The sequence below is a fragment of the Leptospira wolffii serovar Khorat str. Khorat-H2 genome (assembly GCF_000306115.2).
Lineage (GTDB): Bacteria > Spirochaetota > Leptospiria > Leptospirales > Leptospiraceae > Leptospira_B > Leptospira_B wolffii.
Map to the genome: position 1 here is coordinate 812,383 of NZ_AKWX02000020.1, position 24,848 is coordinate 837,230.

Genomic DNA, 24,848 nt, shown 5'->3' on the forward strand with positions numbered 1-24,848 from the left:
TAAATTCCCGGAGGAAACCCTATGGAACAGCTTCTAAGCGGAAGGGTAGGGAGTCAACAACGTACGATAAGCGGATTCCACGAGACGATTTGTAGGTTGATGTATAATTGCCTAAAATAGGGCGGACGAGAAAAACGCTCGGTTTGGAAATAAATTTCCAAACGCCTGATTTTTAGGGGCAAATCTGTTTTCCATTTGGACCCGTAGGGTAGGGGGATTCGTTCCATTCGGGCTTCCATAAACCCGGATTTTTCAGGGGAAAAAATAAAAAAAGAAACACCCCGAAAAAAGAAATCTTACGCAGGAAATCGATTTTTGATTGAGGCGTACCAGTACTTTTGCGGATTATCTTTATCCCTTGGAACCTCCGGTTTCCACCGTGAGGGCCCAAAACAATCAAAAGGATAAATCCGATGAAAAAACTTTTACTCGCTGTTGCGACTCTTTCTCTTGTTGCCGCTTTTGCTTTGACCGCTGAGGAAAAAAAAGAAGCTCCTAAAAAAGAAGAAGCAAAGAAAGAAGCTCCTAAAGCTGAGCACAAAAAAGAACACAAAAAATAATCCCGAAAGGGCTTATTGAATCGCTCTGGATTTAAGAGCGAAGCGACGTTAGGGCCTTCCGACAAGGAGGGCCCTTTTCATTTCCAAGGGGCATATTCTTTGCCGTCTAATATTCAAAAAAGATTATGTAATATTGGGGAAAATAGAGAGCGAGAAAAAAAGAATCCGGCCGCCCGAAAGCCGCACCGGATTTAAGAGTGAAGCGACGATGGAGTCAAAAGACTCCTGGTTCTTATAACTGAGTTTATGGATCGATTGTCAGCCACTTTTTCCCAATCCTCCCCTCTCTCTGTATTTTCCGGGCTGAATCTTGTTTCCGATTAGAGAGGGTTCTAACCTAAAATTTAGACTCTGGTTTGCATTTTGAGAATAATTAGACATAATTCATTCTATCTTCTTTCTGCCTTGATAAATGAGAATTTGAAAATCGGCGTTATAGAAGAAAAAATCTATTATAGCGAATATTTTGATTGAAATAATGGATATGGCTTTTAGACTTTGGAATCGATTCGGGAAGAATTACCCGGACTAAAAACTAACCTTTAGGAATGAAGCGATGAAAAAACTAGTACTTGCGATCACCACACTCTCTCTCGTTGCAGCTTTTGCATTGAGCGCGGAAGAAAAAAAAGAAGCACCTAAGAAGGAAGAAGCAAAGAAAGAGGCTCCGAAGGCCGACCCGAAAAAAGAAGCTAAGAAGTAATTCGGAATCCGGCGCAGAGAATATCTTCGCCGAACGAGGTATATTCTAGTTTTACCCGTTAGGCCGTCCTTTGGACGGCCTTCTTATTTCTATTTTCCTAGGATCGCGTCCTTCATCATATGCGCGGATCTTCTCCCCAATTCCAAAGCCAACCTTCCATTCTCCATTTTATTCGGATGGAGATAAGGGGTATTGGTCACCACCCTTACGATCTTCTTACCGTATTTCTTTGCCAATAATTCCTTAAGTTCTCTCGTCTCACTGGATATGACGGATACGCAGGAATCGAAGGCTCTGATCAGAATCTTATCCGAAACGGGTTTTCTGTTTTCGATGTCATGGATTACTATTCGTTTGATACTTGGATCCAATAGGAATTCTTTTATGGGTTCCGCGTCGGCGACTCCTCCGTCCAAATATTCTTCTCCGTTAATATTCGGAATTTCGAATAGAAAGGGGAAAGTCATGGAGGCAAGAATCAGATCCATTGCGTTTCCTTCCTTCTTCAATTCCCGGATACCTTTGGTCAGATTGGAAACGGATACCCCCATTTCCGTCGGAAAATGGGATAGATCCTTTCCCCCCAAGTAAGGTTCCAGGAGTTTTCGAATCTTGTCTCCCGTTAAGAGACCGGAGTATTTCCGGAGGCCTTTTTTAAAGGGTTTCCAGATTTGGCTTAGCAGACTTCCGTCCCAAAAATCGGATTTCTTTAACGTAAGTATCAAACGGGTGATTTCCTCGGGAGGAAATCCCGCTGCTACCAAGGAACCGATCAAAGCGCCCGAACTGGAACCTGCGATTTTTGCCGGGACGAATCCTATCTCTTTTAATCCCAGAGCGAATCCGGAATGTGCGTAAAAACCGAAAAAGGCGGAATTGAAAGCTAGGGCATCATAGGATTTACGAACCAAAATATTAGGGGATTTGCGGATCGACATCGTAGATGGAGTCCTTCTCGAATCGGGATTTGTCGAGAATTTTCCCCCGAATTCTGAATGTATTCCACCCTTTCTCGGAGGAATCTTATCTTCTTTCGAGAATCATCCTTGCTTTGGGCCTTTTAAAGGAGTATTACTAAAAAATGGACTACCGAACTTTTTATATAACGACTAAAAACGAAGCCGAAGCCTTGGAAATCGCGGAAGCTTTGGTAAAAGAACGCCTGGTCGCCTGTGCCAATATGATTCCGGGCATGAAATCCATCTATCATTGGCACGGAAGATTGGAGGTGAATCAGGAGACAGTTTTACTTCTGAAAACAAGAGCGGAACTTTCGGAAAAAGTGATCGCTAGAGTCGGAGAGCTTCATAGTTATACGATTCCTTGCATTGTTTCCTGGGAAATCCGGGAAGGAAACAAAAAGTATTTACAATGGATCGATTCGGAGACGGGAAAATAATCCTTTCCATCCAATCAAACAAATTCTACATTCGGATATTTTTATCGGAATTCGAGATTCAATACTCGGTTTCCGAAAAACAGAGGCGGATGAATGGAAGAAAAAGCGGAAAAGTTTTGGAGCTGGTTCTCTCAGAATAGTAAATATTATACCAAGCTGGATGATATGGAGGATCGAGAGCGGGATCGTATTCTCGACGACCTAATGGATCGACTCCAGGACGTGAATTCCGAATTTTATTTCGAAATCGGAGGGGGAGAAGGCGGCCCCCAGGAGCTGACGGTTATTACCGCCGGCGACGAGGACCTTTACGCAGAGGCGGAAAGATTTGTGGATCTCGCCCCGGAGATTCCGGGCTGGGAGGTCTTCTCAGTAGACCAATATCAGGAAAAAGGAACCGTCATTTTTTACGAAGGTTTGGAATTGGATTCCGAAGAAATCTGGTTCTTACCTTTGGAGAATTCCGGACCTAATAACGGCTTCGGAGTTCGCATTTGCTTCCCGGATTATCCCAATGTAGAATCCAATCCCCATGTCAAGAAAGCCGTAGGCCTAATGTTGGAAGCGGTCTTAGGGGAGGAAACCTTCGCGCAAGAGATCGGATATTATGAAATCGGAATATTGCCCGACGATCCGGAAGAAGAAGGTTATATCGAACTCGTGGAACTTCCCGATTATATCCAATGGAGAAAGGAAAGAGAGGCGTAAAAAAAACGGGCCCGAAAGCCCGCTTCAACAAGGGATGGAAATCTTACGAGACGATTGTTATTCCGCTTGGATCGTCAAAGTAGACTGCGGATTCGAGCTGTGCTTCACATCCAGTCCGTAGACCAGAACCGTAGGCACCGCATACTGAGAATCGAAAGTATCCAAAGCGATCGCTATCGTATTTCCCGCAGGAACATCGTAGGCGATAGCGTTCAGATCGACGGATAGATTTCTAGTCTCGATAGGAGCGGCGTCGAAGATCGTTGTGGTTCCGTGAGTGATCAAAGTCGCAGTTCCGTTTTTATCCACATCGTAGAAATACACGTTCACATTGGCCTTTCCCAGAGTGGAAGATACCCTTCCGTTCCAGAAAATCTTTCCGCGTATTTTTATAGCCGAGCCTAGTTTTGCGGATTGGTAAACGATTCCGTTGATCCTGCTGATCAGCCCCAGGTTGGTCTGAATAGGCAGTTCTGCGTGAGCCGAAAGAAGATCCGACAGAATCGGGAACCCTGTGGTAGCGAAAGTATCCGCTCCGGAAAGGATTCCCGTATTGCTCGAGCTGGTGTTTTGCGAGGAGGAGATTTCTCCGTTAGAGAATAGACCTCTGGGTTTCAGATAAAACTTCTTTTCGGAAACCGTAGGAGAAGGCCAAGAAGGTAGAGTCACTCTAGGACCGGAGAATTTCTTCTGGAATGTGACCTGGGGCTTGGCCATGATTCCGTTATCGATTCCTTTCAACCAGTAATCGAACCAATCGTAAGCGTTATCCCATACGAAGTTCGAAAGACCTAATATTCCGGGGATTTCGGCGCTTGCATGAATTCCTTCGTTTAGGATCAGCTTTTTCGGAATCGTGATCTGGGCATAATAGTCCAGAACCGCATTCGGATTAAATAGGAAGTCTTCGAAGTTGTTGGAAATGAAGACCGATTTTCCGGATGCGTTTAATTGGTTAACGAATGTCTCCGGAGAACGATCCGCAGCCCAGGAGGTCACAAAATCGATATCCTTGTGTTGGAGCAATTTTCCGAAATTCTCCGCTACGATCGGATCGGGTCTGCCGGTGATGTAGCTGGAGGCCACGAGTAATAGGCCCCAAACCAAACGAGGAGTGTCGTTTCCGTATAGGGAGCGTTTCAAGTTTCCCCAGCCGCTCATTGCTACCGCCGTTTTGATTCTGGGCTCGGTGCTGACGGCTTCCAAGGAGATCCCTGCACCGTAGGAAATTCCGGAAATTCCTATATTGGCGGAATCCACAGGCGCATTCGCGAGTAACCAATCCAGGATTTTACTCAAATCGGAGCGGTCCTTAGGGCCTGCGGTGTCGATCAAACCTCCGGAGAATCCGAATCCTCTCGTACTATAGCAAAGTACGACGTATCCTTTCTTGGCGAGTTTGGCGGCGGGAACAAGATACTCGTATTTGTTCAGCGCCCAACTATTTACGAAAACGACCGCCGGATATTTTGCGCCTGCGGGAGGATTCTTGGGTTGGAATAAATTCGCTTCCAAGGAGACTCCGTCGGCTGCAGTTATACGAATCGTATCGTCAAAGGTGAAACTGCCGTCGCTTTCTTGGGCGAATGCGGTTTGGATCTGTTGGCTGGAATCCGCGAGCGCTTGTGTATTGGCTCCGGAAGCCGCTTGAGCCGCGTTCGGGTCCAAAGAGGCCAGCAAAGCCGCTGTAGATGCGTTTCCGGAAGAAGAGTCGCTTTTACAGAAGGACCCCGCTCCGGCCAAAATTAGTATGCAGAGCTGCATAACTAACGTTCGGTATATTTTTCTCATCACTATTCTCCATAAACTTTTTCAGTCATTCGGTATCGATTTCGCTTAGGCAGAAGAGTATAGAAAGAGAATGAGAAAGGGTCGTCTGAGATTCGGATTTTAGACAAAATAAAAGGTCTTAATTATTTTTTGAGACCAATTTAAAAGTGAACGTTCGTTTGAATTTCGATTTAAGATGTTTTATATAAAACTAATTAGTATATAAGTGGAGTCCGGTGGGAGTTTTAAATGTCGTTCTGATGAGTTACAGATTTGCGAAAGGAATTTTATCCGGAGAATCCCGATTCAGAAACCTTGGCCTTACGTAAGAATTCCCGGGGAGAAAGCCCTTGCACGGATTTAAAGGCCAGATTAAAAGTGGCTTTGGAATTGAAGCCGGATCTATATGCGACGGAAAGAATATTGGCGCCTTCTTCCTTCTCCAGGATACGAACCGCTTCCGCCACCCGGAATCCGTTTACGAATCTAGCAAAATTTGTCTTCTTCTTCTGATTTAAAAATTCGGAAAGTTGATAAGGTTTGATGTCCAATCGAAAAGAGAGCGCGGTCAGAGAAAGATCCTCTTGCAAGTAGACCTTTTCCTCATTCATGATCGAATCCAATTTGGCTTCCAATTCCAGGATATCGATTCCTTCTATTCTGGAATTTCGGTAAGCATCCCGAACGGAAGGGCCTATTTCTTGGAAGACTTCGGGAGAGTAGATCTGGGACAGATAGCCTGCCACTGCGTAGAGAACCGTTGCAAGCACCGTCGCGAACATAAGATGGATGTCTCTTACCAAATAGGACAAAACTAGAACCAAGGTAACGCTTCCGCTTCCCACGATGATAAAGAGTAGAATTCTAGCTCCTCCGTCTTCCCTCAATCTTTCTGGACGGAAAACGCTTCTGGTTTGCCAGACTACGGACAAGTAGAAGGCCAAGTTTGCCACATAGGCTCCCACTAGTAGGATATCCAACCAACTAGTGGTTCCCTGTCGGAAATAATCCACGGGTTTCGGTTCGAAGGCATGCGGTAAGAAGATCGATAGGATGGGGAAAAACAAGAGTAAAGATAAGCCGGGAAGATAGAACTTCCACTCGGAGGCGGTTAACGGATCCTCCCTGACGGTTGCGGAGAATAGGCTGTACATTCCCGGCCCTAGAATCCAAGCGAAAGGAATATGCAGATGGTTTAAAAACGAAGGTTCGAAATAAATTCCCTTAAGTAGGAAGAATACGTAAGCGAATTGTACGGATACGCAAAATGAAAGCAGAGAAAGAAGTTTGAAAGCTAATCTTTTTTCGGGACGAAGCAAAGATGCCACTCCCAGAAGCATGCAAAACACAACTCCGAAGAATACGATTTCCTGGAAGAGGGGGATCACGGAATAATGGATTCGCCTTTCTTTCGGTCTTGTCAAGTTCCTTACGGCGGAACTAAGAATTTCCCCCTTGGGTCCTCTTGGAAGAAAGTCTCTTACCTTGGATCCATATTTTCCCGGGAAACCCTAAGATTTTTGGAATTCCTTCCTAAGTTTTCCTCGGGATCCATCGAAACTAATAGTATGCGTTCCCTCCGAGGGTATATCTTACTCTATCTATTCTTATCTTCCGCGGTTTTTGCAGAGGATCTGGTACTTTTCCGATGGAAGATGCGATCCGGAGACGACCTAGAATTGAACGAATACCATAGAGTCAAGGCGAGACAGGGGGCTCGGATCATTCATAGGGAAGATAAGAATCGGATACTATTAAAAGCCGTCGCCTGTAAGAAGGAAGGCTGCGATTTCTCTGCCGTATTCGATACCTATATTAAATTTCCGGAATTGGACCCTGCCTTTTATAAGGATAAGACTTACAAGAGTCGATTTTACATTTCGGAGACCGGAAGATATTCCGTCCCTCCCGAATATACGATGCCTAATTTGAGATCTCTTCCGAGTTTCGCGGACCGCGCAGTATCCTCAGGAGAAGAATGGACCAATCCGGCTTCCGAAAGTTTCCAGTTTACCGGGGCAAGAATAGAGATCCCGGTACAGGCGAAATATACCTATAAAGGAAAAGGCGCTTGGGAATACGCCGGGCGAACCGGTAACGCGGATTTGATAGAATATCAATATAATCTAATGAATGAATCCGATCCGGTTTCCCAATCCGTTCCGTATAAGATCTACGGATTCGCGAAGGGAAAAGTATATTTCGATTCGGAGGCGGGAGTTCCCCAATACAAATACGTACAATTGGCCTATACCTTCGTCTTTCCGAATGGGATCGCTCAGGAAATGTCCTTTGAAATCCACGGTTTATACTCCAAGCAAGGAGCCGTAACGGAGTCGGACAAAGACAAGATCGCGGAAGAAATGAGAAGGCTACTCGGTCCTTTTCCGGAGGGATCCAATTATCCCAAGCGCAAACCTAAAAAGAATTCGGGCAATGGGTTGGAATGGCCGGAATGGGAGGGCGATCCTGAAGAAAAAGCGGATCGCGCGCCTGTCGAAGTCCGTAAATCCAACGAAGGCGTGGTTCTTTCTTTGGACAATCTACTTTTCGATTATGATAAGTCCGAACTAAAGCCCGGGGCCAAAAAGGTGATCGAGAGGATCGCGGATGTTCTCCGTAAATATCCGAATCGGGAAATTAGGATCGGAGGGCACACCGATGATAAGGGAAGTCAGGACTATAATATAAAACTCTCCCAGGAAAGGGCGTTATCCGTTCTTCGGGAATTGAGGGACGCTCACGGAATCGAAGAACGTAGGATGTCCTACAAAGGTTACGGAAAGTCCCAGCCTATCGCGGAGAATTCCACGGAAGAGGGACGTGCGAAAAACCGTAGAGTGGACATTACCGTAGTTTTGGATTGATCGAAAAATCGCGGTTCGGTTCTAAAAGTAACCTTCACTATTGCAATCCGAATATTCAGTCTGTTGGTATAGGCATGCCATAAGACTTTCGTTATATGTATCCGTGCCTTCATGTGCAGCTACGGCTTGGCATACCGCGTCTCTCATTACTTTTCTGCGATCCTGGCAACGTTTGACGGGGTCGGAACCGCATGAATATAGAAACGTAAAGGCGCCAAGGCATAATATCAGTTTATAGATTTTCATTTTTCCCCTCTATTCTCTTCTCTGGAGTTTTAATAAATTAAGGAATAGAATGTGAAAATGCAAGGAGGTTTTCGATCGAATGTTCGAAATCTTTGATATAAAATTATTTCCTACTCGTGGATATAACCCCAGCTTTCCAATACCTTTCTAACTTCTTTTCCTAACGCGGCTTCTTGCGACGATTCCGAGTTTCCGGATAAACCCGCATCGTTGTACCAATAAGGAAGAGAAGACGTTCTAAATTCGAAAGGTTGTTTGGAAGAGGAAACCAATTCCGGATAAGAGACATACATCGAGTTTGCGGCTTGGGATAAAATTCCCCATCTTCCCGATTTGAAGTCTTCGCTCTTGCCGTTCTTTTGTATGGAAAGTCGGAACCCGAAGATAGGCTCCACCGATTGAGCGGTTACTATGACTTCTTTTCCCGGATTCTGCCGAACGGAAAAGGAAGCGTTCTTAGCTTCCAATGAATGGAAGCTTATCTCTTCTTCGGAAAAGATCCGATAGATTCCCCCTTGGAGATGGAGATCGACCTTACGAATACACACATCGGAACAAGCGGGAAGTCTGAGCCGGAAGGAATTTTTTTTCAGACTATTCTCCTCTAAGGTTTTTCTTGCCTTTGCCAAGAGAGGAAGTCCGGAATCCAGAGACGCCAGATTCTTGGATTCTTTGGGATCCTTAACCAGATCGTATAATTCTTCGGTCATTCTATGCGGCTGCCCTTCGTAGGTTCTTCTAACGAAATCGTAGCCAGGGTATCTACGGATCAGTTTGAATTCCTTCGTGCGAACCGATTCGGAAAACCGACCCTCCGTATATACCGTCTCTTCTCCCGTAGGACCTTGTCCTCCGAATATTGGGAGGGAGTAATCGTTACCTACGCAAGATTCAGGTTCACAAGGAAAACCTAATGCTCCGACCAAGGTAGGGAATAAGGAAAGAAGGGAAACTTGGTCCGAAAACTTCCATTTTTGGATGGAAGATTTTACTGAAGCCGGAGGATGTAGGATCCAGGGCACTTTGATCTCTTCTTCGTAATGGGATTCCCCATGCGCATGCAGATTTTGAGCTACGAAATGATGGTGGTAATAATGCTCTAGCTCCTGTAATTCTCCATGGTCGGCGACTAAAACGACCCATGAGTTTTCGTATGCGCCGGTTTTCTTGGCTTCGTCCAGGATCTTTCCGATGACTTCGTCCGTATAAAGGATCTCCGCCAGATATTTTTTTACGTAAGGATCGTATTCCTTCCAAACCGCGGGAGGAGTGCTTTTTTCCAGAGCCTCTGTATATTTTCTCTCAGGTAGATAGGGATAATGAGGGGTGTTGATATTGACATGTAGGAAGAATCTTCTATTCTTATTCTTACGGAGAAATTTCAGGGATTCGTCCAATATTAATTCCGTATCCGCCTTGTCTTTTCCCGGTTGAAACAGTTTATGAAAACCTAAATCGACTCCGACTCCCGTGTAATCCAAAAGAAAAACGTTATTCATTAAACTAGCGGTCAGGTATCCTTTCTCCCTCAGGTGATTCGCTATCGTATCCGGTTTCTTGGAGTAAAAGATTTTTCTGTGCAGATTGGTGGAATAGAACCAGGCGTTTCCCATCCCCAGTTCGGAGGCGATTCTGGAAGTGAAAAAGGAAAGCATGCTGGGCTTGGTCCAATTTCCGTTCGCGAAAGCGTTCTCGAATACGATCGATTCTTCCGCGAGTTTGTCCAAATTAGGGCTCGTCTGGACGGGAGAACCTCCGAATCCGAGTCGATCGGGACGCAATGCATCGACTACGAATAGGATTACATTCTCCTTTCTTCCCCATTCCTTGGGCTCTTGGACCGAAGCGAAAAGAATAGGCTCTCCAATAAATAAAAGATCTCCCGCGTTTTTCGGTTTCCATTCGAATTTCCAAGAAGGCGGATTTTCTCCGGATAATAATTCTATAACATTCTCTTGCGGAGCGAACGATACATCTTCCCAAGATTCTCCTCTTCCCGATATTTCCTTTTTAAAGATCGGAATATCGCCTAGTCGGATTTCGAGTTCTCCGGAACTTTGAACCTTTTCTCCTTGGGCAGAAAACGGCACCAAAGAGAATTCGAAAATCGGTTTGCTTCCCGAGGAGATTTTGGATCCAGCTACGGTAAAATCGGAAGGTATGGAACAGGCTCCGCCTTTGAATAATAGAAGGCTGTCCCTAGAATCGTTGAGTAGATTTTCCTTATCCTTTAATACGGTGAGTTGAACATTTCTCCATCTTTCCTTTACGTCTAAACCGGAATATCTTCCCGGGTTCTTTTTATAATGGTAGGATATCCTACGAATCGCCTCTTCCGGATTTCCTTCGCAAGAGCTTCCCGATTTGGATAGAAGCCTAAGTCCGTCCCACACGGGAAAGACGGTCTCTTCATCCGAAATAGAATGAGACGATAATTGTCTGCAACCGTTTCCCAGAAGAAGAAACGAGGAGAGACATAGAACCGAAAGTTTGTATACAAAAGAATTCATCGGGATCAAAGACAGAATTTCGTTCGGGGTTCGAATGACAACCTTTATCGTTTGGGTGAACACTATTCGTTGAACGTGCGTTTTCTCAATCCCTACGTGCCTATTCAAAAATCAATGGACCTCAGGGGTCGGTGTCTAAAAGATAGAGCCGTATCAAGAACCTTGAACGGGTTCGAAGGTTGAACACCAATCCCAAGGAAAAGGATTATGGCAGAAAAAGGCATTTCAAAAGACCTGATCGGCACAAAGCTAGATCTTTACGAGTTCGACGTAGAGAGAGGAAAGATCCGCGAGTTTTGTCAGGCAATAGGCGAAACCAATCCGATTTATTTCGACGTAGAAGCCGCTAAGAAAGCGGGTTATGAGGACGTTCCGGCTCCTCCTACGTTTCCTACCGTAATACAGTTTTGGGGATATCCTAAGATTTGGAAGGATATGGAGAACATGGGAGTGGACACTTCCAGGATTCTTCACCTGAAGGAAAAATACAATTACGTTAAGACACTTTATCCAGGTAGAGTATCCTCTCAAGGAGAATGCGTCAACGTAACTGTCGGTAAAATGGATACCATGACTTTTAAGACCACCATTCGTAATGCGAAAGGTGAAACCGTAATCGAAGCGGAGATGTCCATCTTCATTCGTAAACCGGAACAGTGATAGGAGGAGACAATGAGCAAAATCGAATTCGATAAATACGAAGTAGGACAGGAGCTTCCTCCCCTTAAAGTGGATGCGGTTACTCACGCGCATCTGGTGAGATATGCAGGCGCGAGCGGGGATTTCAATCCCATCCATAACGATCCGGATTTCGCGCGTAAGACCGGATTGGACGGAACGATCGCACACGGTATGTTCGTGATGGCCCAGATCGGACGCCTCTGTACTTCTTGGGCGGACCAGAAACAGATCAAGGAATTCGGAGTGACCTTTAAGGCGATGACCAAACCGGGACAGAAGTTGACTTGTAGCGGTAAGATCAAGCGCAAGAAGGAAGAAAACGGAGAGAAACTTCTCGTAGTCGCGGTCGAAGCCGCCGACGAAGCGGGAGAAGTGAAAGCCTCCGGAGAATTGGTCGTGACCTGCTAAGGAAAATTTTTCCGGCAAGACCAAAAAGCCTCCGAGAGATCGGAGGCTTTTTATTTTTTGGGGTACGATCTTCTTATTATCATCCTATAAAAATCGGTTGTCATCGCCCGAATTTCGGATAAAAAAATCGGCCTATGAACGCTGCAAAAAGTGTGCAATATTTCGGAGTTTTCTTGGTGATCGAAGGAATCCTATTGATTGCGATTCCTGATCTTTTCTTAGGAGTAATTCTACTGAACGCTTTGGATGTTTGGGTCCGAATTTTAGGAGTAGCTCTGGCTATATTAGGATATTTTTATTTCGAGTTGGGTAGGCAAAATGTCCGGTCTTTTTTGAGATTGACCACCCATTCTCGAACCTTCCAATTTTTGACGATTTCGGTTTTCGTCCTTTTAGGATGGATTCACCCTATGATATTCTTACCTAGCGGATTCGAGTTTCTTTGTGGAGTTCTCACTTTCGTTTTGTTAAAGAGAGAATCTTAAACGCCCTTAAGCGGGAGGAATACTTTTGGATTCGATCGCGATGATCGTGATATCGTCGAATCTTTGTTCTTCCCCTCTTGATTTTTCCTCCATGACCACAAGTTCTTCCAGAAGGTTTTGGAGACTTGCATCGTTTAAGGAAGAAGCTTTGGACGCGATCGTATCCACGGTACTCCAACGATTTTCCTTTCTCCTGTTTTCGATGAGCCCGTCCGAGAAAAGAAGCAGGCGACTTCCTACCGGAAAAGGGTAAGTGGAAAACTGGATTTCCAAATCATCGAAGAGCCCTAAGATCGGACCGGTCTTATGCAATAATTCGTATTTGCCTTCAGGAGAAATCAAAACTTGATCGGGATGTCCCGCCGAAGCGTATAGAATTTCCTTTTTCTCTAGATAGATATCGGCGACGAAGCAGGGAAAGATACTTTCCAACGTATCGAATTTTCGTAGGAACCTTCCGTTCAATTCCCTGAGAACGAAAGTAGGACATTCCAATTTCTTTAACTCTTCGTATTCGGTTTTGAGCGCCATAGTCATGAGAGACGCTTGGACTCCGTGGCCTACTGCATCCGCTAAAAGTACACGCACCTGTCCGGGTTTGATTTCGGAAATATCGAGGAAGTCCCCTCCCACTTTTTCCAAAGGTTTATAAACGTAATCGAATCGTATCCCTTGGATTTGTCTTTCAGGAGGAGTAAGTATTTTCCTTTGCACGTTTTGGGCGATTTCCAGCTCCCGATTGATCTGCTGCAAGGTATCGTTCAGGGTTCTGGTCCTATCCTCCACTTTTTGAACGAGCTTTTCCTTCATCTCGAAGAGTTCCAAGTTCATCGTCTGCAAATCTTCCGTGAGAAGTTTGGCTTCCTTGTATTTGGAAGAACGGTCCGAAGCGATCACCAAGGATTGTAGGAATACGAAGAAAACCAAGGCAAGGTGGGATAATTGATGGGAAGAGACTTTTAGCACATAAGTATAATATAGATCGATCGCTACGCCTAAAAACAAGATTCCGGATCCGTAAAGTACGTAGGAGGAATTGTTTTCCCTATCGAAATCTATTTTAAAGATCACGTATAATACGTAGCCGATCGTCGCTCCCATGAATAGATGGAAATAAGCGATCTTATTACTGTTGAATTCCAAGGAGCCCAGAAAGTTGGATAGAATGAATAAGGAAATGATTCCCAGAGAGATCTTGACGTATTCCGCGGAAACGTACAGTGAAAATGTCTCCAAAAAGAATATTAGATAAAGCGCAACCGCCACCATCAGGGAGGTCTGCTCTATAATCTGGATCCCGTTTTGACTGATGCTCGGAAAAAATTCCATCAATAGCCGGGTGTTAGTGACCAGTGTTCTGATCCCGATAGTGATGCTCATGATCCCGAAATAGAGAGGGGCCTTACTGGAGCGCAGATACAGATACAGGGAAATATGATAGATCCCCATGATGATCAAACTGGAAAATGCGAAGATGTCTATGAATATGGATCTAGTCCTGGAAGAGAACATCACTTCGGACGGCCCTAATCTTACGGGAGAAGTGATTCCTCCCTGACGGGCGAAGGAATTGGCTACGAATATTTCCAATTGTATCTGATTGGAACTGGGAACGAAGGAAAAAGAACGAGGTTGGATTCTTGCAAGGCTGGACTCTTGGCTATTGGAAGGGATTCCCGATTCTCCAATGATTTCATTATCCAGATATAATCTGTAGGAACTTAGCACGGTTCCTAGACTTAAGGTCAGAACCTTACCCACCCATATATCCGGGAGAAGAATTTTCAATCTGTAGGTTCCGAATCCCAATCTATCATAGGAAGGATGGAGTTCCGTTTCCCGATTCCAGGATCCGGGTACGGTCATGTTTCCGTGAAAAGCTTCCAGGATTTTATCCGGTTCCTGACTCCAAAAGAATTCCCATTCTCCGGAAAGATCTACCGGGGCAGACGAAGGATTTTGGATTCCTCGGAGGTCTATGACACCTCGGTAGGCCCGCAGATTCTCCTCCTTATGCCAAGGGGTAAGGGAGAGGAGAAAAATAAGGAATCCAATCGGTCCTAATAGAAAGAATAAATACTTCGAAATATGCATTGAGCTGGAAGCTGATGGACCATGCTCCATCGTTTTAGATTCTTAAGTCAATCGTTCTCCGACTAACAAACGTATTCGATCCGAAATATTGGAAAATATTAATTTCCAATATGATTTCGCTTATTGATCGAAAATCCGCCCGGTTCCCGGAATGAAAAGAGGGTCCTATTCTTAAATTCGGGAACTTCAAATAGGATTGGAGGAAAAAAAAGGTCCGAATAAAACGGACCGACCGTGTTTTTCGATAAAATTCACCTCGTTTCACCTGTTCGAAACAAAAGAGTGGAATTTACTGTTTACCGTTCCGCCCCTAGGAATCAGAATGAAATCCGTTTTGGGTAAAATGAAAACCAGTCTAGTATCCCGCGAATACGCAACTTGGGCGATCTTATCTCTTTGCTTTTTTTCCGGTTGCGGCGAGCCGAAAGAACCTACGATCACTGAAATTCGGGATTTGTTGGACTCGACGCATCTTTCGGAAGCGATCCAGAAGGCGACTAAGGAAGCGGAGAAATCGGGTAAGACCGACCAAATCCATTACTTAAGAGGGTGGATTTATTATCTTCGTCACCAGGATGAGGCGGCCGGCAAAGAATATAACCTTTGTCTGAAAGAGAATCCGGCATCGGTGGATTGCATTCGAGGTCTGGCTCGAATCGATCAGCAAAAAATCCAATATCGTAAGGCGGAGACCGGATTCAAGAAAGCCTTGGGACTTGCGGAACTGGCCAAGGACAGGGAAGCGAAGGCCACAATTCTCACCGATTTGGGAAATCTCGCATTGGCGGAGAACAAAAGAAAAGAAGCGATCGATTGGTATACCCAATCCATTCAAACCAAGGAAGAGGGGTCCGCCTATTTCGGATTGGGTTTGGCGTATTTACTGGAAAGGGACAAACCGAACGCCGCGGCCAACCTAAGGAAAGGTTTGGGAGTCGAATATAAGGACTCTATTATGAAGGCTGAAACCTACTACCTTCTCGCCAGGCTCCAATTCGAATGGGAGAAGAATCCCAAGGCTGCGGCCGAATCCGCCAAAAAGGCTTTCGAATTGTTTCCGGCAAGGGAAGAATATGCCAAATCCTGGGAACAATATTCCAAGGCGGCGGGTTCTAATTAAAGCGATCTTATTATGAATTATTTAAGAATGCTAGGTAGGATCATTCATAGACAAGTGATCCTACCTTTCCAAGAATCTCACGCGCCTATCGGAGAGGTTTGTCTGGGTACTTCCATCGGGCTTATCTGGGCCATGACTCCTTTGATAGGAGTGCAAATGTATTTGGGTTTCGCTACCTGGGTCCTTTTTAGATTGATAGGAGTTCGATTCTACCTTCCTATCGCGATCGCGATGATCTGGATTACGAATCCGATTACGTTACCTTTCTTTTATTATCTATTCTATATCGTGGGAAAATACGTACTGATTCTATTCGGGATCGGATTCAACGAAATCGATTTCGACACCTTGCTTTCCATATCGAAACAATCCGAATCCATGGATCTCGTTTCCGGATTGTATCATTGGACGCTTTTCCTTTTGGACAAGATGGGACTTCCTATGTTTGTGGGAGGTTTTGTCGTCGGAATTCCCAGCGCCGTATTAGGATATCCTTTGACCTATAGATTATTAAATTCTTATAGAAAAGGAAAGGCGGAGGCCGAGGGCCTGAGTCTTACGGAATGGGAAGAGAAATATATCCGCAAGGATGTGGGGCTCTTTTCCTGGTGGAAGTCTTCCAAGTCCACGGATACTCCTTCCGTTTCCTAAATCATGAAAGTCCCAATTCTCTGGAAAGAGAATCCGCCGTATAGTTTTTGATCTCGGTCCGATTCTCCGCTTCCGCGATCAAAGACGCGATCTTACGGTTTATAGTAGCCGGATGCCCGAAACGATCCGCTAAGTTCAGGATTTCACCGTTTAAATAATCGATCTCCGTTTTCCTTCCATGGTGTAGGTCCTCCCACATCGAGGATCTAGCCTCCGGATCGATCTTAACCATACTAGAAGCAACGGCGAAGAATAAAAAGTCGGGAAGTTTGAGAACGATCGGCGCCAACTGAGGAATCATTTTCCCCGCCCTAGCCGGATGGATGTCCGCCGCTTTTAAGACTTCCATCCCTTCGGAAATCATTGCAGACAGGATTTTACGATAGCCCCTCTGGGATAATTCCTCGCGCAGAGGAACTCCTGCGAGTGCGTTTAGGCTATTATTCAGATTGATAAGGAGCTTTCCCCAAAGCACTCCGGGCATGTTCCGATGGGAAATCGCCGAAAGCCCGGCTTTCTTTAAGTAGGATAGGACCTTGTCTCCGGCCTCGTTTTTTTCGAGTACGAGTTCTCCGCTGGTCCCCCTATGAAATTTTCCTTTTCCTTGGGACACTACGTTGAAAGGAACCATTCCTGCGAGAACTCTAGCTTGGCAATCGGGCAGAGCGGAGGCGAGTTCTTGTGCGTTTCTGACGCCGTTCTGAAAACTGACGAAGATCGCATTTTTGCGATTCTCTCCCGTGAGAAGTACGGAAAGAGATCGGCTTAGATCGGCAGTATCCTTACTTTTTACGGTGACCAAAAAAATATTACAGTCCTTAACTTCTTCGGTGCTAGTCACATATTCGATGCTACCCGGCGGGAGGGAGAAAGAGTTTCCTTCGAAATCGCTGATTCTTAATCCGAATAACTGAACTTCTTGTTTTAATCTTTCTCTACCGACGAAAACGACCGGGTAGCCGGCTTTTAATAAATGGGCCCCGATATAGGTGCCTATGCTTCCCGCTCCCAGGATCGCGAATTTCGGAGAAAAAGTCATAAGGAAGAGATGCTGTCTCGGAAACGGATAAAATCCAAGAAGAAAATAGAGGAGTCGTATCCCCTTGGTACATAAAAAAAGCCAGGAAACATCCCGGCTTTTTTCGATGGCGAATGAAACCTTATTATTGGTTAGATTTCGCGTTTTGAGCCATTTTCAGGAAGTAACCTTCCACATCGTACCAAGGTTTTCCGGAATTCAGAGTATTGGACGCTTGCAAGTGGTCCACTCCGGTTACGAGAATTCCATAGTCAGGTCCACCGTTGAACGTTCCCCATTTGAGAGAAGTATAAGGTACGAGACCGTCGCAGGTTCCGCCTTGTCCGTTAAACAATCCACCGGCGATACATGCAGGTTGGATGATCCCCATCAATGGGTGTTGGATTAGGTCCGGGATGGTGATGTAAGATCCGTAAGAGTAATACTTAACGGAAGATGCATTTGGAGTGCGATTGTTGAAAGCCGCAGTTCCACTGGTGGTTAAGGAACCGAGAGCGCCGATAGCGTCTTGGTTTCCTCCTCCGTATACCAATTGAACGAAGACTCCAAGGATGCTGCTTACGAAAGGTTTAATCCAGTCGGGAAGAACCGTATTGATGATGTCTGCAACGGGAGATCCTCTATGCGGAGTATTCAAAGTGGTAAGGGTGGAAACCTTGGAAGCCAGTCCTAAATTGGAAATGGCATAGCGGCTATCCAGACCTCCCTGAGAGTGTCCCAGGATATGCACTTTGCTGAAGCCGTTTGCGGCCATATAAACCAAAACTTTGTCTTTAAGTTCCGCGCCACGAGTTTCGTTAGACTGGGCTGCGGTCTTAGTAGGAGCGTATACGGTTGCACCTTGGGATTGCAGGTAGGTGTCCATGCCCCCCCAATAGTTCACGATGCTGATAATGCCGGAAGAATCTTTTCCCCAGCCGAAAAGCCCATGAGAAAGCACGATCGGATAAGATCCTGCTAACGGTTTGGAGGAAGATCCTCCGCCGGATGCGAACAACGAGCCGCCACATATAAACAGGAGTAGAATCGCTAGTCCTAATTTACGCATTTGAGTTACCTCTTCACTATTCTCTTTTGTCTGTATCTTCTCGATATTTGAGATTCGCTTATTTCTTGTTCGCTTTTTCTGTATCACTCAGTACAAACCGAGCTTTTGAAGAATAATTCGAGAAGGAATGCTGTCAAGATAAATCGTTCGAAAAAAGTCATGATAAAATAACGTTTGGTATCAAACAATAGTTTATTCATAACATTTGTTCTAAATATGAATTCGAGCAGAATGCGGTGAATTTCCACTCAGCGTCTTATTCTTCTCTATAGAACTGACCGACCTAAGTTCAGGGCTCCCTTAGGGGCTAAAATTCCAAGAGGTGGCGGAAGCAATAGGACCAGGGCCTCCATTCGATTTTGGATGAGAAGACGGTGGCCAAGACGTCTTGATTCGAATGTATTCAAAAGTTTCGGAATTCTTATCCGGATAAGACTAACTACCCGGTGTCTTCTTCTTCTCTTAGTAGCATAGATGCTTTAATGGAAACGAACTGAATATCCGGTCGGAAACGGATTTGAAAAGGAATCACCCCACCTCGCGATCGTTATTCCAAAATTCCATCTTATAATGAACGATTGTTTATCTATATTCTTAAAATTTGAAAAAGATTGACTCCATGCGAATACCTATTTTTCTTTCGAGGCTTTTAATAATAGAATCGGCGATGGAGAATGGAAGATGACTAAATATGACGTACTCATACGCAACGGGAGAATTTTCGACGGAGAAGGCAATCCGTCCTTTGTCGGAGACGTAGCCGTCTCGGGCGGAAAGATCGTGAAGATCGACAAGGAAATTTTAGATATGGACGCGACCAGGATCTACGATGCAAAAGGTTTATGGGTGACTCCGGGTTTTATAGATTTCCATACTCATTACGACGCAGAAGTGGAAGCTTCTCCCGGATTGAAAGAATCCGTGATGCACGGAGTCACTACCGTTACGATGGGAAGTTGCTCCTTGAGTCTTTGCATAGGCACGGCAGAGGATCTTGCGGATATGTTCAGTAGAGTGGAGGCCATCCCGAGAGAGCAGGTTCTTCCTTTACTCAGAGAAAAAAAAAGCTGGAATACTATGAGAGAATATTCGGATCATTTGGCTTCTCTTCCTCTCGGGCCGAATGTTTCCACGTTTCTGGGACATTCCGCGATTCGAGCCCATGTAATGGGATTGGAGAGATCCTTGACCAAGGGATTGAAACCGACGGAGCAGGAAATGCGACGCATGGAGGAACTCTTAAAGGAAGCGATCGATTGCGGTTATCTCGGTTTTTCCATCAACACTCTCACTTGGGACAAGATGGACGGGAACCGTTTCAGAAGCAGACCTCTTCCTTCCACCTATGCGAAATGGTCCGAGATCAGTCGTTTGAATCGGATCGTTAGAGAAAAGGGACGAGTCTTTCAGGGAGTTCCGAACGTCTCTACGAAATACAACGTATTACTTTTCTTTAAGGAAAGCGTCGGGGTATTTCGGAAGAAGCTGAAGACTACCATCATTTCCCTTATGGATCCTCGCTCCAATAGAGGAATCTATCGTTTAGTAGCGATCCTGACTCGGATTGTGAACACGATCTTAGGAGGAGATGTGCGTCTTCAGGCGGTACCGGCGGTATTCGATTTGTATGCGGACGGAGTGGATGTGGTGGTTTTCGAGGAATTCGGAGCCGGAACCGCCGCTATCCATCTGGCGGATTTGGCGGAGCGCAGAAAACTTCTTCTAGATAAGGGATACCGAAAATGGTTCAGAAGGCAATGGACCAATTGGTTTCTGCCTAGAGTCTTTCACAGGGATTTTAACCAATCCAAGATCGTAGAATGTCCGGATCAGAAATTGATTGGAAAATCGTTCGTAGAATTAGCGAAGGAAAGAAACGAACACGTGGTCGAAACCTTCTTGGATCTATGCGCACAGTACGGCAACGACATACGTTGGTATACTGTCATAGGTAACGATAGAAAAGGACCCTTAAAGTATATAGTAAGCCATCCGGATGTACTCATCGGATTTTCCGACGCAGGTGCCCACCTAAGGGGAATGGCTCATTATAATTTTCCGTTGCGATTTCTTAAATTAGTGAGGGACGCGGAATTGGAGGGTAAGCCTTTTCTTTCCGCCGAAAAAGCAGTATGGAGGGTAACGGGGGAGATTGCCGACTGGTTCGGACTGGATACCGGAAAGCTTAAGATCGGGGCCCAAGCCGACATTGTATTATTGGATCCGAACGCTTTGGATGAGGAGATCGAAAAGATCCGAGAAGTTTCTATGGAGGAATTCGGCGGCATCGTTCGTTTAGTGAGAAGAAATCCGAAAGCGATTCATGCAGTTTTGATTAACGGAAAAGCGGCGGTGGAAAACGGAAACGTTCTGCCCGAGATCGGGAAAGAACACGGTTTCGGAAGATTCATGGCCTATAAGGAAAAGGATTATCTGTACAATTCTTCCCGAAAGGAAAAGACTCCGGTTCTTAGCTGATCTTTCTTCCAAAGGGCGGAGGAGTCATTCTTCCGCTCGATTCTTTTCAGGTTTAAGAAACGCGAACTACGATTTTTCCGAAATGTTTTCCGTCTTTTAGATAATCCAAGGCCTCGCGGAATTCTCCCAGTTCGAAAATCTTGTCCACGACCGGACGTAATTTCCAGGATTCGATCGCTCTGTTCATCTCCAAAAATGCGGCTCGGTGTCCGACCACGATCCCTTGGACTTTGATCTGATTCATTACGATAGGAAGAAGATTCAGATCCTTGATGGATCCCGAAAGAATTCCGATTAGATGAACGGTTCCGAATAATTTCACCGCTTGGAGGGACTGTTCTAACGTTCCTGCCCCTCCCACTTCCACGATATGATCCGCACCCTCTCCTCCGGTTATCTCCCGGATTTTTTTCCCCCAGGCGGGATTTTCCTTATAATTGATTAGAAAGTCCGCACCTAACTCTTTGCCTCTTTCCAGTTTCTCGTCGGAAGAGGAGGTGAGGTATACGGTCGCCCCGACTTGTTTTGCGAATTGCAATGCGAATAAGGAGACGCCCCCGGTGCCCTGTACTACCACCGATTCTCCCTGCTTCAATTTGCTTTCTACGAAGAAGGAAGACCAAGCGGTTAATGCAGCGCAGGGTAGAGTGGCCGCTTCTTCGAAGCTTAAGTGTGTAGGCATCGGCACCACTCCCGTCGCCGGAAGGATCGCATATTCTCTAAGAGTTCCGTCCAAGGGACCGCCCAGAGTGGTTCGCAATTCGTGTTTGGTGGCGGCGCCGTTCAACCAGTAAGGAGCGAAGGTAGCGTTGACCTTATCGCCCGGCTGCCAATCGGAGACTCCTTCTCCTACTTGTACGATTTCTCCGGATCCGTCACTACATGGAACCATGGGTACGGGAAAATTCGGATTGTACTTTCCTTGAACCACTAGGTAGTCTCGGAAATTCAGGGAGGCCGCTCGGAATCGGACAAGCACTTCTCCCGGTCCGGGATTCTTAGGATCGGGTAAATCGGTTAGGGAAAGGTTTTCTTTTCCGAAAGCGGAGAGTCGGATCGCCTTCATATCTTTATTCTAATATATTAATTTTGTTTCGGGAAGGAAAAAAGGTATAAGCCCTCAAACGGGCTTATACCCTGAAACGGTTACTTCTTTCCTAATCCGGGCTTGTCTGCGCCGACGAGGATACTCATGTTTCCGGAAGGATGCTTATTCTCTTTCATGAGTTGGTGAGCCTTTCCGGTTTCGTCGAAAGTAAAGGTATGGGCAAGAACCGGATCGACTTTTTTGTCGATGACCAGTTGGTTCAAACCGATCGAATTTTCGTCGTTCGCGAAGTGGGAACCTTGGAGACGTTTTTGGCGCATCCAAAGATATCTCAAATCCACGGTCGCGTTGTAACCGGTGGTTCCCGCGCAAATGACTACCATTCCTCCGGTTTCGCAAACGAAAACGGAAGTCGGGATGGTGGTTTCTCCCGGGTGTTCGAAAACGATCTTAGGATTATTGCCTTTTCCGGCGATGTCCCAAATTGCCTTACCGAATTCTCTCGCGCTCTTCGTCCATTGCGCGAAGACTTCCGGTTTATTGATGTCGGAGGTTAAAGCTCCCCAATGTTTGAAGTTGTTTCGATTGATGACTCCGGCCGCTCCCAATTTCTTACAGAAATCGATCTTGTCGTCGGAAGAAACCACAGCGATAGGAATTCCGCCCGCAGCTTTTACGATCTGGATAGCCATAGCTCCTAATCCTCCGGCTCCTCCCCAGATCAAAACCACGTCTCCCGGTTTTACATCGTTCGGTTTCCAGTGGTGAAGCATTCTGTAAGCGGTAGCTCCAACCAGCATATATGCGGCAGATTCTTCCCAGGAAAGATGCTTAGGTTTAGGAAGGCATTGGTGATCCTGCACTTTACAGAATTGCGCGAAGGACCCCCAATTCGTTTCGTATCCCCAAATCAATTGGGAAGGTGCGAACATAGGATCGTTACCCGCTTTTACCCAAGGATCGTTTTTATCCCAGATGCCGCAATGTAGGACGACTTCGTCTCCCACTTTAACGTTCTTAACTTCGGAACCTACTTTGTATACGATACCGGAAGCGTCGGAACCGCCGATATGAAACTTTTCGGGCTCGCCTTTTTTATTTCTAGCGGCGATCACATCTACAGGATAACCTAAGCCGGCCCAAACGTTATTATAGTTGATACCGGCAGCCATAACGGCTACGAGGACCTCGTCCGGAGCAATTTCCGGGACATCGATCTCTTCTTTTTGGATGGATTGAATCGGATCTCCGAAACGCTCGGGTCTAATGACCTGCGCGTGCATTTTTTTAGGGACAACTCCAAGAGGAGGAAGCTGTCCGATCGGAATAATTTCAGGTATGCTGCTCATGGGGACCAGAAAACAGAACCGACCAAGGGTTACGACTAAAAAATTTGGCCTGAAAAGCCTAAGATACTAGGCGGAAAGTATATAATCGATCCTTTCCTGTAGCCCATCTACCCGATCTTCGAAGAATCGATCCGACGAGCAGGAAAGAATCAGACTATGTAAAAGATCCACCAATAGAGAAAGCTTCAAGTCGGCGTTTTTTGCGGGCGGATTCCTTTCTACGGCCGCTTCTAATAATTTTCTGTATTGGGCTCCGTAATGGTTGGTATATTCCTGTACTAGGTTTTCCGGAGCGGAATATACCAAACTGAAAGGCAATTTGGCTCTGTCTGGGAATTGACGTGCGATGTTCGCAATCGCCATGAAGACGGAAACCGCTTCTTCTCTTAAGCCCTTGTCCTTAACGATACGACTTCTAATGTCGTTAAGAATCATAAGATGAGTGGCGACTAATGCTTTACGAAAAAGATTTTCTTTGGAGTGAAAATGATGGTATATACTCGGCTGTTCTAAGCCGCATTCTCGACTGATCTCCCTAAGAGATGTACCATGGAAACCTTTTCTGGCGAAGGCAATGGCTGCCCCTTCTAGTATGCGTTCCCTGGAATTTCTAAAATTCCCGTTTGTGGGGTAGACTGGGCTACCGTCCTTTTTTTTCACCGATCCAAACCTCTTCTGCGAGGATACGTCCGAACGAATCTTATTTTTATTTAATAAAAGTCGGGCTTTGTAGAACGTCGGACGGACCTAAGTCCGAGGGACTTTAAGCCTATTTGCGAAGATACAATAAACGCCTGAATTCCGCAATTCATTAAATGCCCGGCTTAAAACCGGGAGAAACCCGTCCAGGATGACAAGTGTCAAATACCTTAGAATTCCTTCTTGAAGACTTCGAAATAATTATTTAACTCACTCGTCCCAGGCAGACGTCCTTCCGCTCCCGGTTGTTTTTTTCCGGGAGAACCGGGTTGGTTGAGATTCTGGTCTTTTTCCTCCCTGCCGAAGGCGGCGGCAGGAGTGTATAACTGACTTCCGAATAGTAGCTCGAAGTGTGCTACGTTAGACTCCGATTCATCCAATTTGAGCTCCACTATGAAATGGTTCTCTCCGTATCTCGCTTCCCACTCGTAAAGAAATACGGGTTCCACGAATCCTGTGAAGAGAGGAGAAAGTTTTCTATCCTCGTTATCCGAAAGAAAGATTTGGACCATGACGCTTTGGTCTTGGATTTCATGTGCAAGACCTAAACCTAACTTACGAACTATTTTTCGATCCCGACCTTCCGGAAATTGAAGCTTGAATAATACGCTGTTTCCTTTGAATACGGACCCCGCGAATTGGGACTTCTTGTCGAAGGAATAACCTCGGTCTTTCAAGGAATGTCTGACCTCATCGACAAGCTTCTTAAGAGTGGGAGGACCTCCCGCAATGGATTCTTTAGGATTTACGGGAGTGCCTGCCGGAGTGGTCTGGGCGAAAGTCTCGGAAAGAATCAGTAAAGAAAGACATATAATAAAGGGAAAGATTCTGCGAGAAAAAGGTTCTAAGGGAATATGGCGCATATTTAACGATCAGACTAACTCGGTTCGCGCTTTACTGCGAGATTTTTTTGTAATCTTGAGGAAAAAGCGGAGAATAAACTTAGGAAAACGGTGAAAAAATCGATAGTACTATAGTACGAAGT

22 protein-coding genes are annotated in these 24,848 nt (G+C 45.6%); 11 read left to right on the plus strand and 11 right to left on the minus strand.

All coding sequences use genetic code 11. The features are described 5' to 3' along the window. Window positions 1–413 precede the first annotated feature (413 nt). A complete protein-coding gene (locus LEP1GSC061_RS21740) occupies window positions 414–560 on the plus strand; it encodes a hypothetical protein (RefSeq protein WP_016546338.1) in 147 nt (48 codons plus the stop codon). Window positions 561–1,116: 556 nt separating this feature from the next. Next, a complete protein-coding gene (locus tag LEP1GSC061_RS21745; RefSeq protein ID WP_016546135.1) occupies window positions 1,117–1,263 on the plus strand; it encodes a hypothetical protein in 147 nt (48 codons plus the stop codon). A gap of 89 nt (window positions 1,264–1,352) precedes the next feature. Here LEP1GSC061_RS21745 and LEP1GSC061_RS17030 read toward each other — a convergent pair whose 3' ends face one another. After that, on the minus strand, window positions 1,353–2,201 hold the full coding sequence (locus LEP1GSC061_RS17030; RefSeq protein WP_016546734.1) for a patatin-like phospholipase family protein: 849 nt from the start codon (window positions 2,199–2,201) through the stop codon (window positions 1,353–1,355). Between the two features lie 143 nt (window positions 2,202–2,344). Here LEP1GSC061_RS17030 and cutA point away from each other — a divergent pair, with 143 nt between their 5' ends. Then, a complete protein-coding gene (cutA, locus tag LEP1GSC061_RS17035) occupies window positions 2,345–2,662 on the plus strand; it encodes a divalent-cation tolerance protein CutA (protein WP_016546340.1) in 318 nt (105 codons plus the stop codon). Between the two features lie 93 nt (window positions 2,663–2,755). Further along, window positions 2,756–3,370, plus strand: a complete 615-nt coding sequence (locus LEP1GSC061_RS17040) for a hypothetical protein (RefSeq protein WP_016546537.1) — start codon at window positions 2,756–2,758, stop codon at window positions 3,368–3,370. A 57-nt stretch (window positions 3,371–3,427) separates the two neighbouring features. Here LEP1GSC061_RS17040 and LEP1GSC061_RS17045 read toward each other — a convergent pair whose 3' ends face one another. Together LEP1GSC061_RS17045 and LEP1GSC061_RS17050 are read right to left on the minus strand one after the other, a co-directional pair. Continuing rightward, window positions 3,428–5,161 (minus strand): alpha/beta fold hydrolase, encoded by a 1,734-nt coding sequence (locus LEP1GSC061_RS17045; RefSeq protein WP_016546882.1) that lies wholly within the window; start codon window positions 5,159–5,161, stop codon window positions 3,428–3,430. Between the two features lie 266 nt (window positions 5,162–5,427). Then, on the minus strand, window positions 5,428–6,480 hold the full coding sequence (locus LEP1GSC061_RS17050; protein WP_040509355.1) for a helix-turn-helix domain-containing protein: 1,053 nt from the start codon (window positions 6,478–6,480) through the stop codon (window positions 5,428–5,430). A gap of 228 nt (window positions 6,481–6,708) precedes the next feature. On the opposite strand from LEP1GSC061_RS17050, the gene LEP1GSC061_RS17055 reads away from it, so the two are divergent. Continuing rightward, window positions 6,709–8,007: an OmpA family protein gene (locus tag LEP1GSC061_RS17055; protein WP_052006572.1), complete on the plus strand. Its 1,299-nt coding sequence runs from the start codon at window positions 6,709–6,711 to the stop codon at window positions 8,005–8,007. Between the two features lie 356 nt (window positions 8,008–8,363). Here LEP1GSC061_RS17055 and LEP1GSC061_RS17060 read toward each other — a convergent pair whose 3' ends face one another. Further along, on the minus strand, window positions 8,364–10,763 hold the full coding sequence (locus LEP1GSC061_RS17060; RefSeq protein ID WP_040509066.1) for a sulfatase: 2,400 nt from the start codon (window positions 10,761–10,763) through the stop codon (window positions 8,364–8,366). A 207-nt stretch (window positions 10,764–10,970) separates the two neighbouring features. On the opposite strand from LEP1GSC061_RS17060, the gene LEP1GSC061_RS17065 reads away from it, so the two are divergent. The 3 genes from LEP1GSC061_RS17065 to LEP1GSC061_RS17075 all read left to right on the plus strand — a co-directional run bounded on the left by LEP1GSC061_RS17065 (window position 10,971) and on the right by LEP1GSC061_RS17075 (window position 12,337). Beyond that, complete coding sequence (locus tag LEP1GSC061_RS17065) at window positions 10,971–11,423, plus strand: FAS1-like dehydratase domain-containing protein (RefSeq protein WP_016546446.1); 453 nt, start codon at window positions 10,971–10,973, stop codon at window positions 11,421–11,423. Window positions 11,424–11,435: 12 nt separating this feature from the next. Next, window positions 11,436–11,852 carry a MaoC family dehydratase gene (locus LEP1GSC061_RS17070; protein ID WP_016546575.1) on the plus strand — a complete coding sequence of 139 codons (417 nt, stop codon included), beginning with the start codon at window positions 11,436–11,438 and terminating at the stop codon, window positions 11,850–11,852. Window positions 11,853–11,986: 134 nt separating this feature from the next. Next, on the plus strand, window positions 11,987–12,337 hold the full coding sequence (locus tag LEP1GSC061_RS17075; RefSeq protein WP_016546377.1) for a hypothetical protein: 351 nt from the start codon (window positions 11,987–11,989) through the stop codon (window positions 12,335–12,337). A gap of 6 nt (window positions 12,338–12,343) precedes the next feature. Here LEP1GSC061_RS17075 and LEP1GSC061_RS17080 read toward each other — a convergent pair whose 3' ends face one another. Then, window positions 12,344–14,431, minus strand: coding sequence for a SpoIIE family protein phosphatase (locus tag LEP1GSC061_RS17080; protein WP_016546361.1), 2,088 nt, complete (start codon window positions 14,429–14,431; stop codon window positions 12,344–12,346). 322 nt (window positions 14,432–14,753) lie between these two features. On the opposite strand from LEP1GSC061_RS17080, the gene LEP1GSC061_RS17085 reads away from it, so the two are divergent. Both LEP1GSC061_RS17085 and LEP1GSC061_RS17090 read left to right on the plus strand, forming a co-directional pair. Beyond that, window positions 14,754–15,551 (plus strand): tetratricopeptide repeat protein, encoded by a 798-nt coding sequence (locus LEP1GSC061_RS17085; RefSeq protein WP_016546848.1) that lies wholly within the window; start codon window positions 14,754–14,756, stop codon window positions 15,549–15,551. 12 nt (window positions 15,552–15,563) lie between these two features. After that, window positions 15,564–16,202: a DUF2062 domain-containing protein gene (locus LEP1GSC061_RS17090; RefSeq protein WP_016546757.1), complete on the plus strand. Its 639-nt coding sequence runs from the start codon at window positions 15,564–15,566 to the stop codon at window positions 16,200–16,202. 1 nt (window position 16,203) lies between these two features. On the opposite strand, the gene LEP1GSC061_RS17095 is transcribed toward LEP1GSC061_RS17090, so the two are convergent. Together LEP1GSC061_RS17095 and LEP1GSC061_RS17100 are read right to left on the minus strand one after the other, a co-directional pair. Beyond that, window positions 16,204–17,241 (minus strand): 2-dehydropantoate 2-reductase, encoded by a 1,038-nt coding sequence (locus tag LEP1GSC061_RS17095; RefSeq protein ID WP_016545983.1) that lies wholly within the window; start codon window positions 17,239–17,241, stop codon window positions 16,204–16,206. A 124-nt stretch (window positions 17,242–17,365) separates the two neighbouring features. Then, window positions 17,366–18,289, minus strand: coding sequence for a lipase family alpha/beta hydrolase (locus LEP1GSC061_RS17100; RefSeq protein WP_016546034.1), 924 nt, complete (start codon window positions 18,287–18,289; stop codon window positions 17,366–17,368). Window positions 18,290–18,970: 681 nt separating this feature from the next. Here LEP1GSC061_RS17100 and LEP1GSC061_RS17105 point away from each other — a divergent pair. After that, on the plus strand, window positions 18,971–20,767 hold the full coding sequence (locus LEP1GSC061_RS17105; RefSeq protein ID WP_016546399.1) for an N-acyl-D-amino-acid deacylase family protein: 1,797 nt from the start codon (window positions 18,971–18,973) through the stop codon (window positions 20,765–20,767). 52 nt (window positions 20,768–20,819) lie between these two features. On the opposite strand, the gene LEP1GSC061_RS17110 is transcribed toward LEP1GSC061_RS17105, so the two are convergent. From LEP1GSC061_RS17110 to LEP1GSC061_RS17125, 4 genes are all read right to left on the minus strand, one after another. Next, complete coding sequence (locus tag LEP1GSC061_RS17110) at window positions 20,820–21,833, minus strand: zinc-dependent alcohol dehydrogenase family protein (protein WP_016546145.1); 1,014 nt, start codon at window positions 21,831–21,833, stop codon at window positions 20,820–20,822. An 80-nt stretch (window positions 21,834–21,913) separates the two neighbouring features. Beyond that, window positions 21,914–23,164 (minus strand): crotonyl-CoA carboxylase/reductase, encoded by a 1,251-nt coding sequence (ccrA, locus tag LEP1GSC061_RS17115; RefSeq protein WP_016545961.1) that lies wholly within the window; start codon window positions 23,162–23,164, stop codon window positions 21,914–21,916. Window positions 23,165–23,230: 66 nt separating this feature from the next. Further along, complete coding sequence (locus LEP1GSC061_RS17120; RefSeq protein WP_016546580.1) at window positions 23,231–23,824, minus strand: TetR/AcrR family transcriptional regulator; 594 nt, start codon at window positions 23,822–23,824, stop codon at window positions 23,231–23,233. Between the two features lie 209 nt (window positions 23,825–24,033). Then, window positions 24,034–24,726 (minus strand): hypothetical protein, encoded by a 693-nt coding sequence (locus tag LEP1GSC061_RS17125; protein WP_016546883.1) that lies wholly within the window; start codon window positions 24,724–24,726, stop codon window positions 24,034–24,036. Window positions 24,727–24,848: the final 122 nt, after the last annotated feature.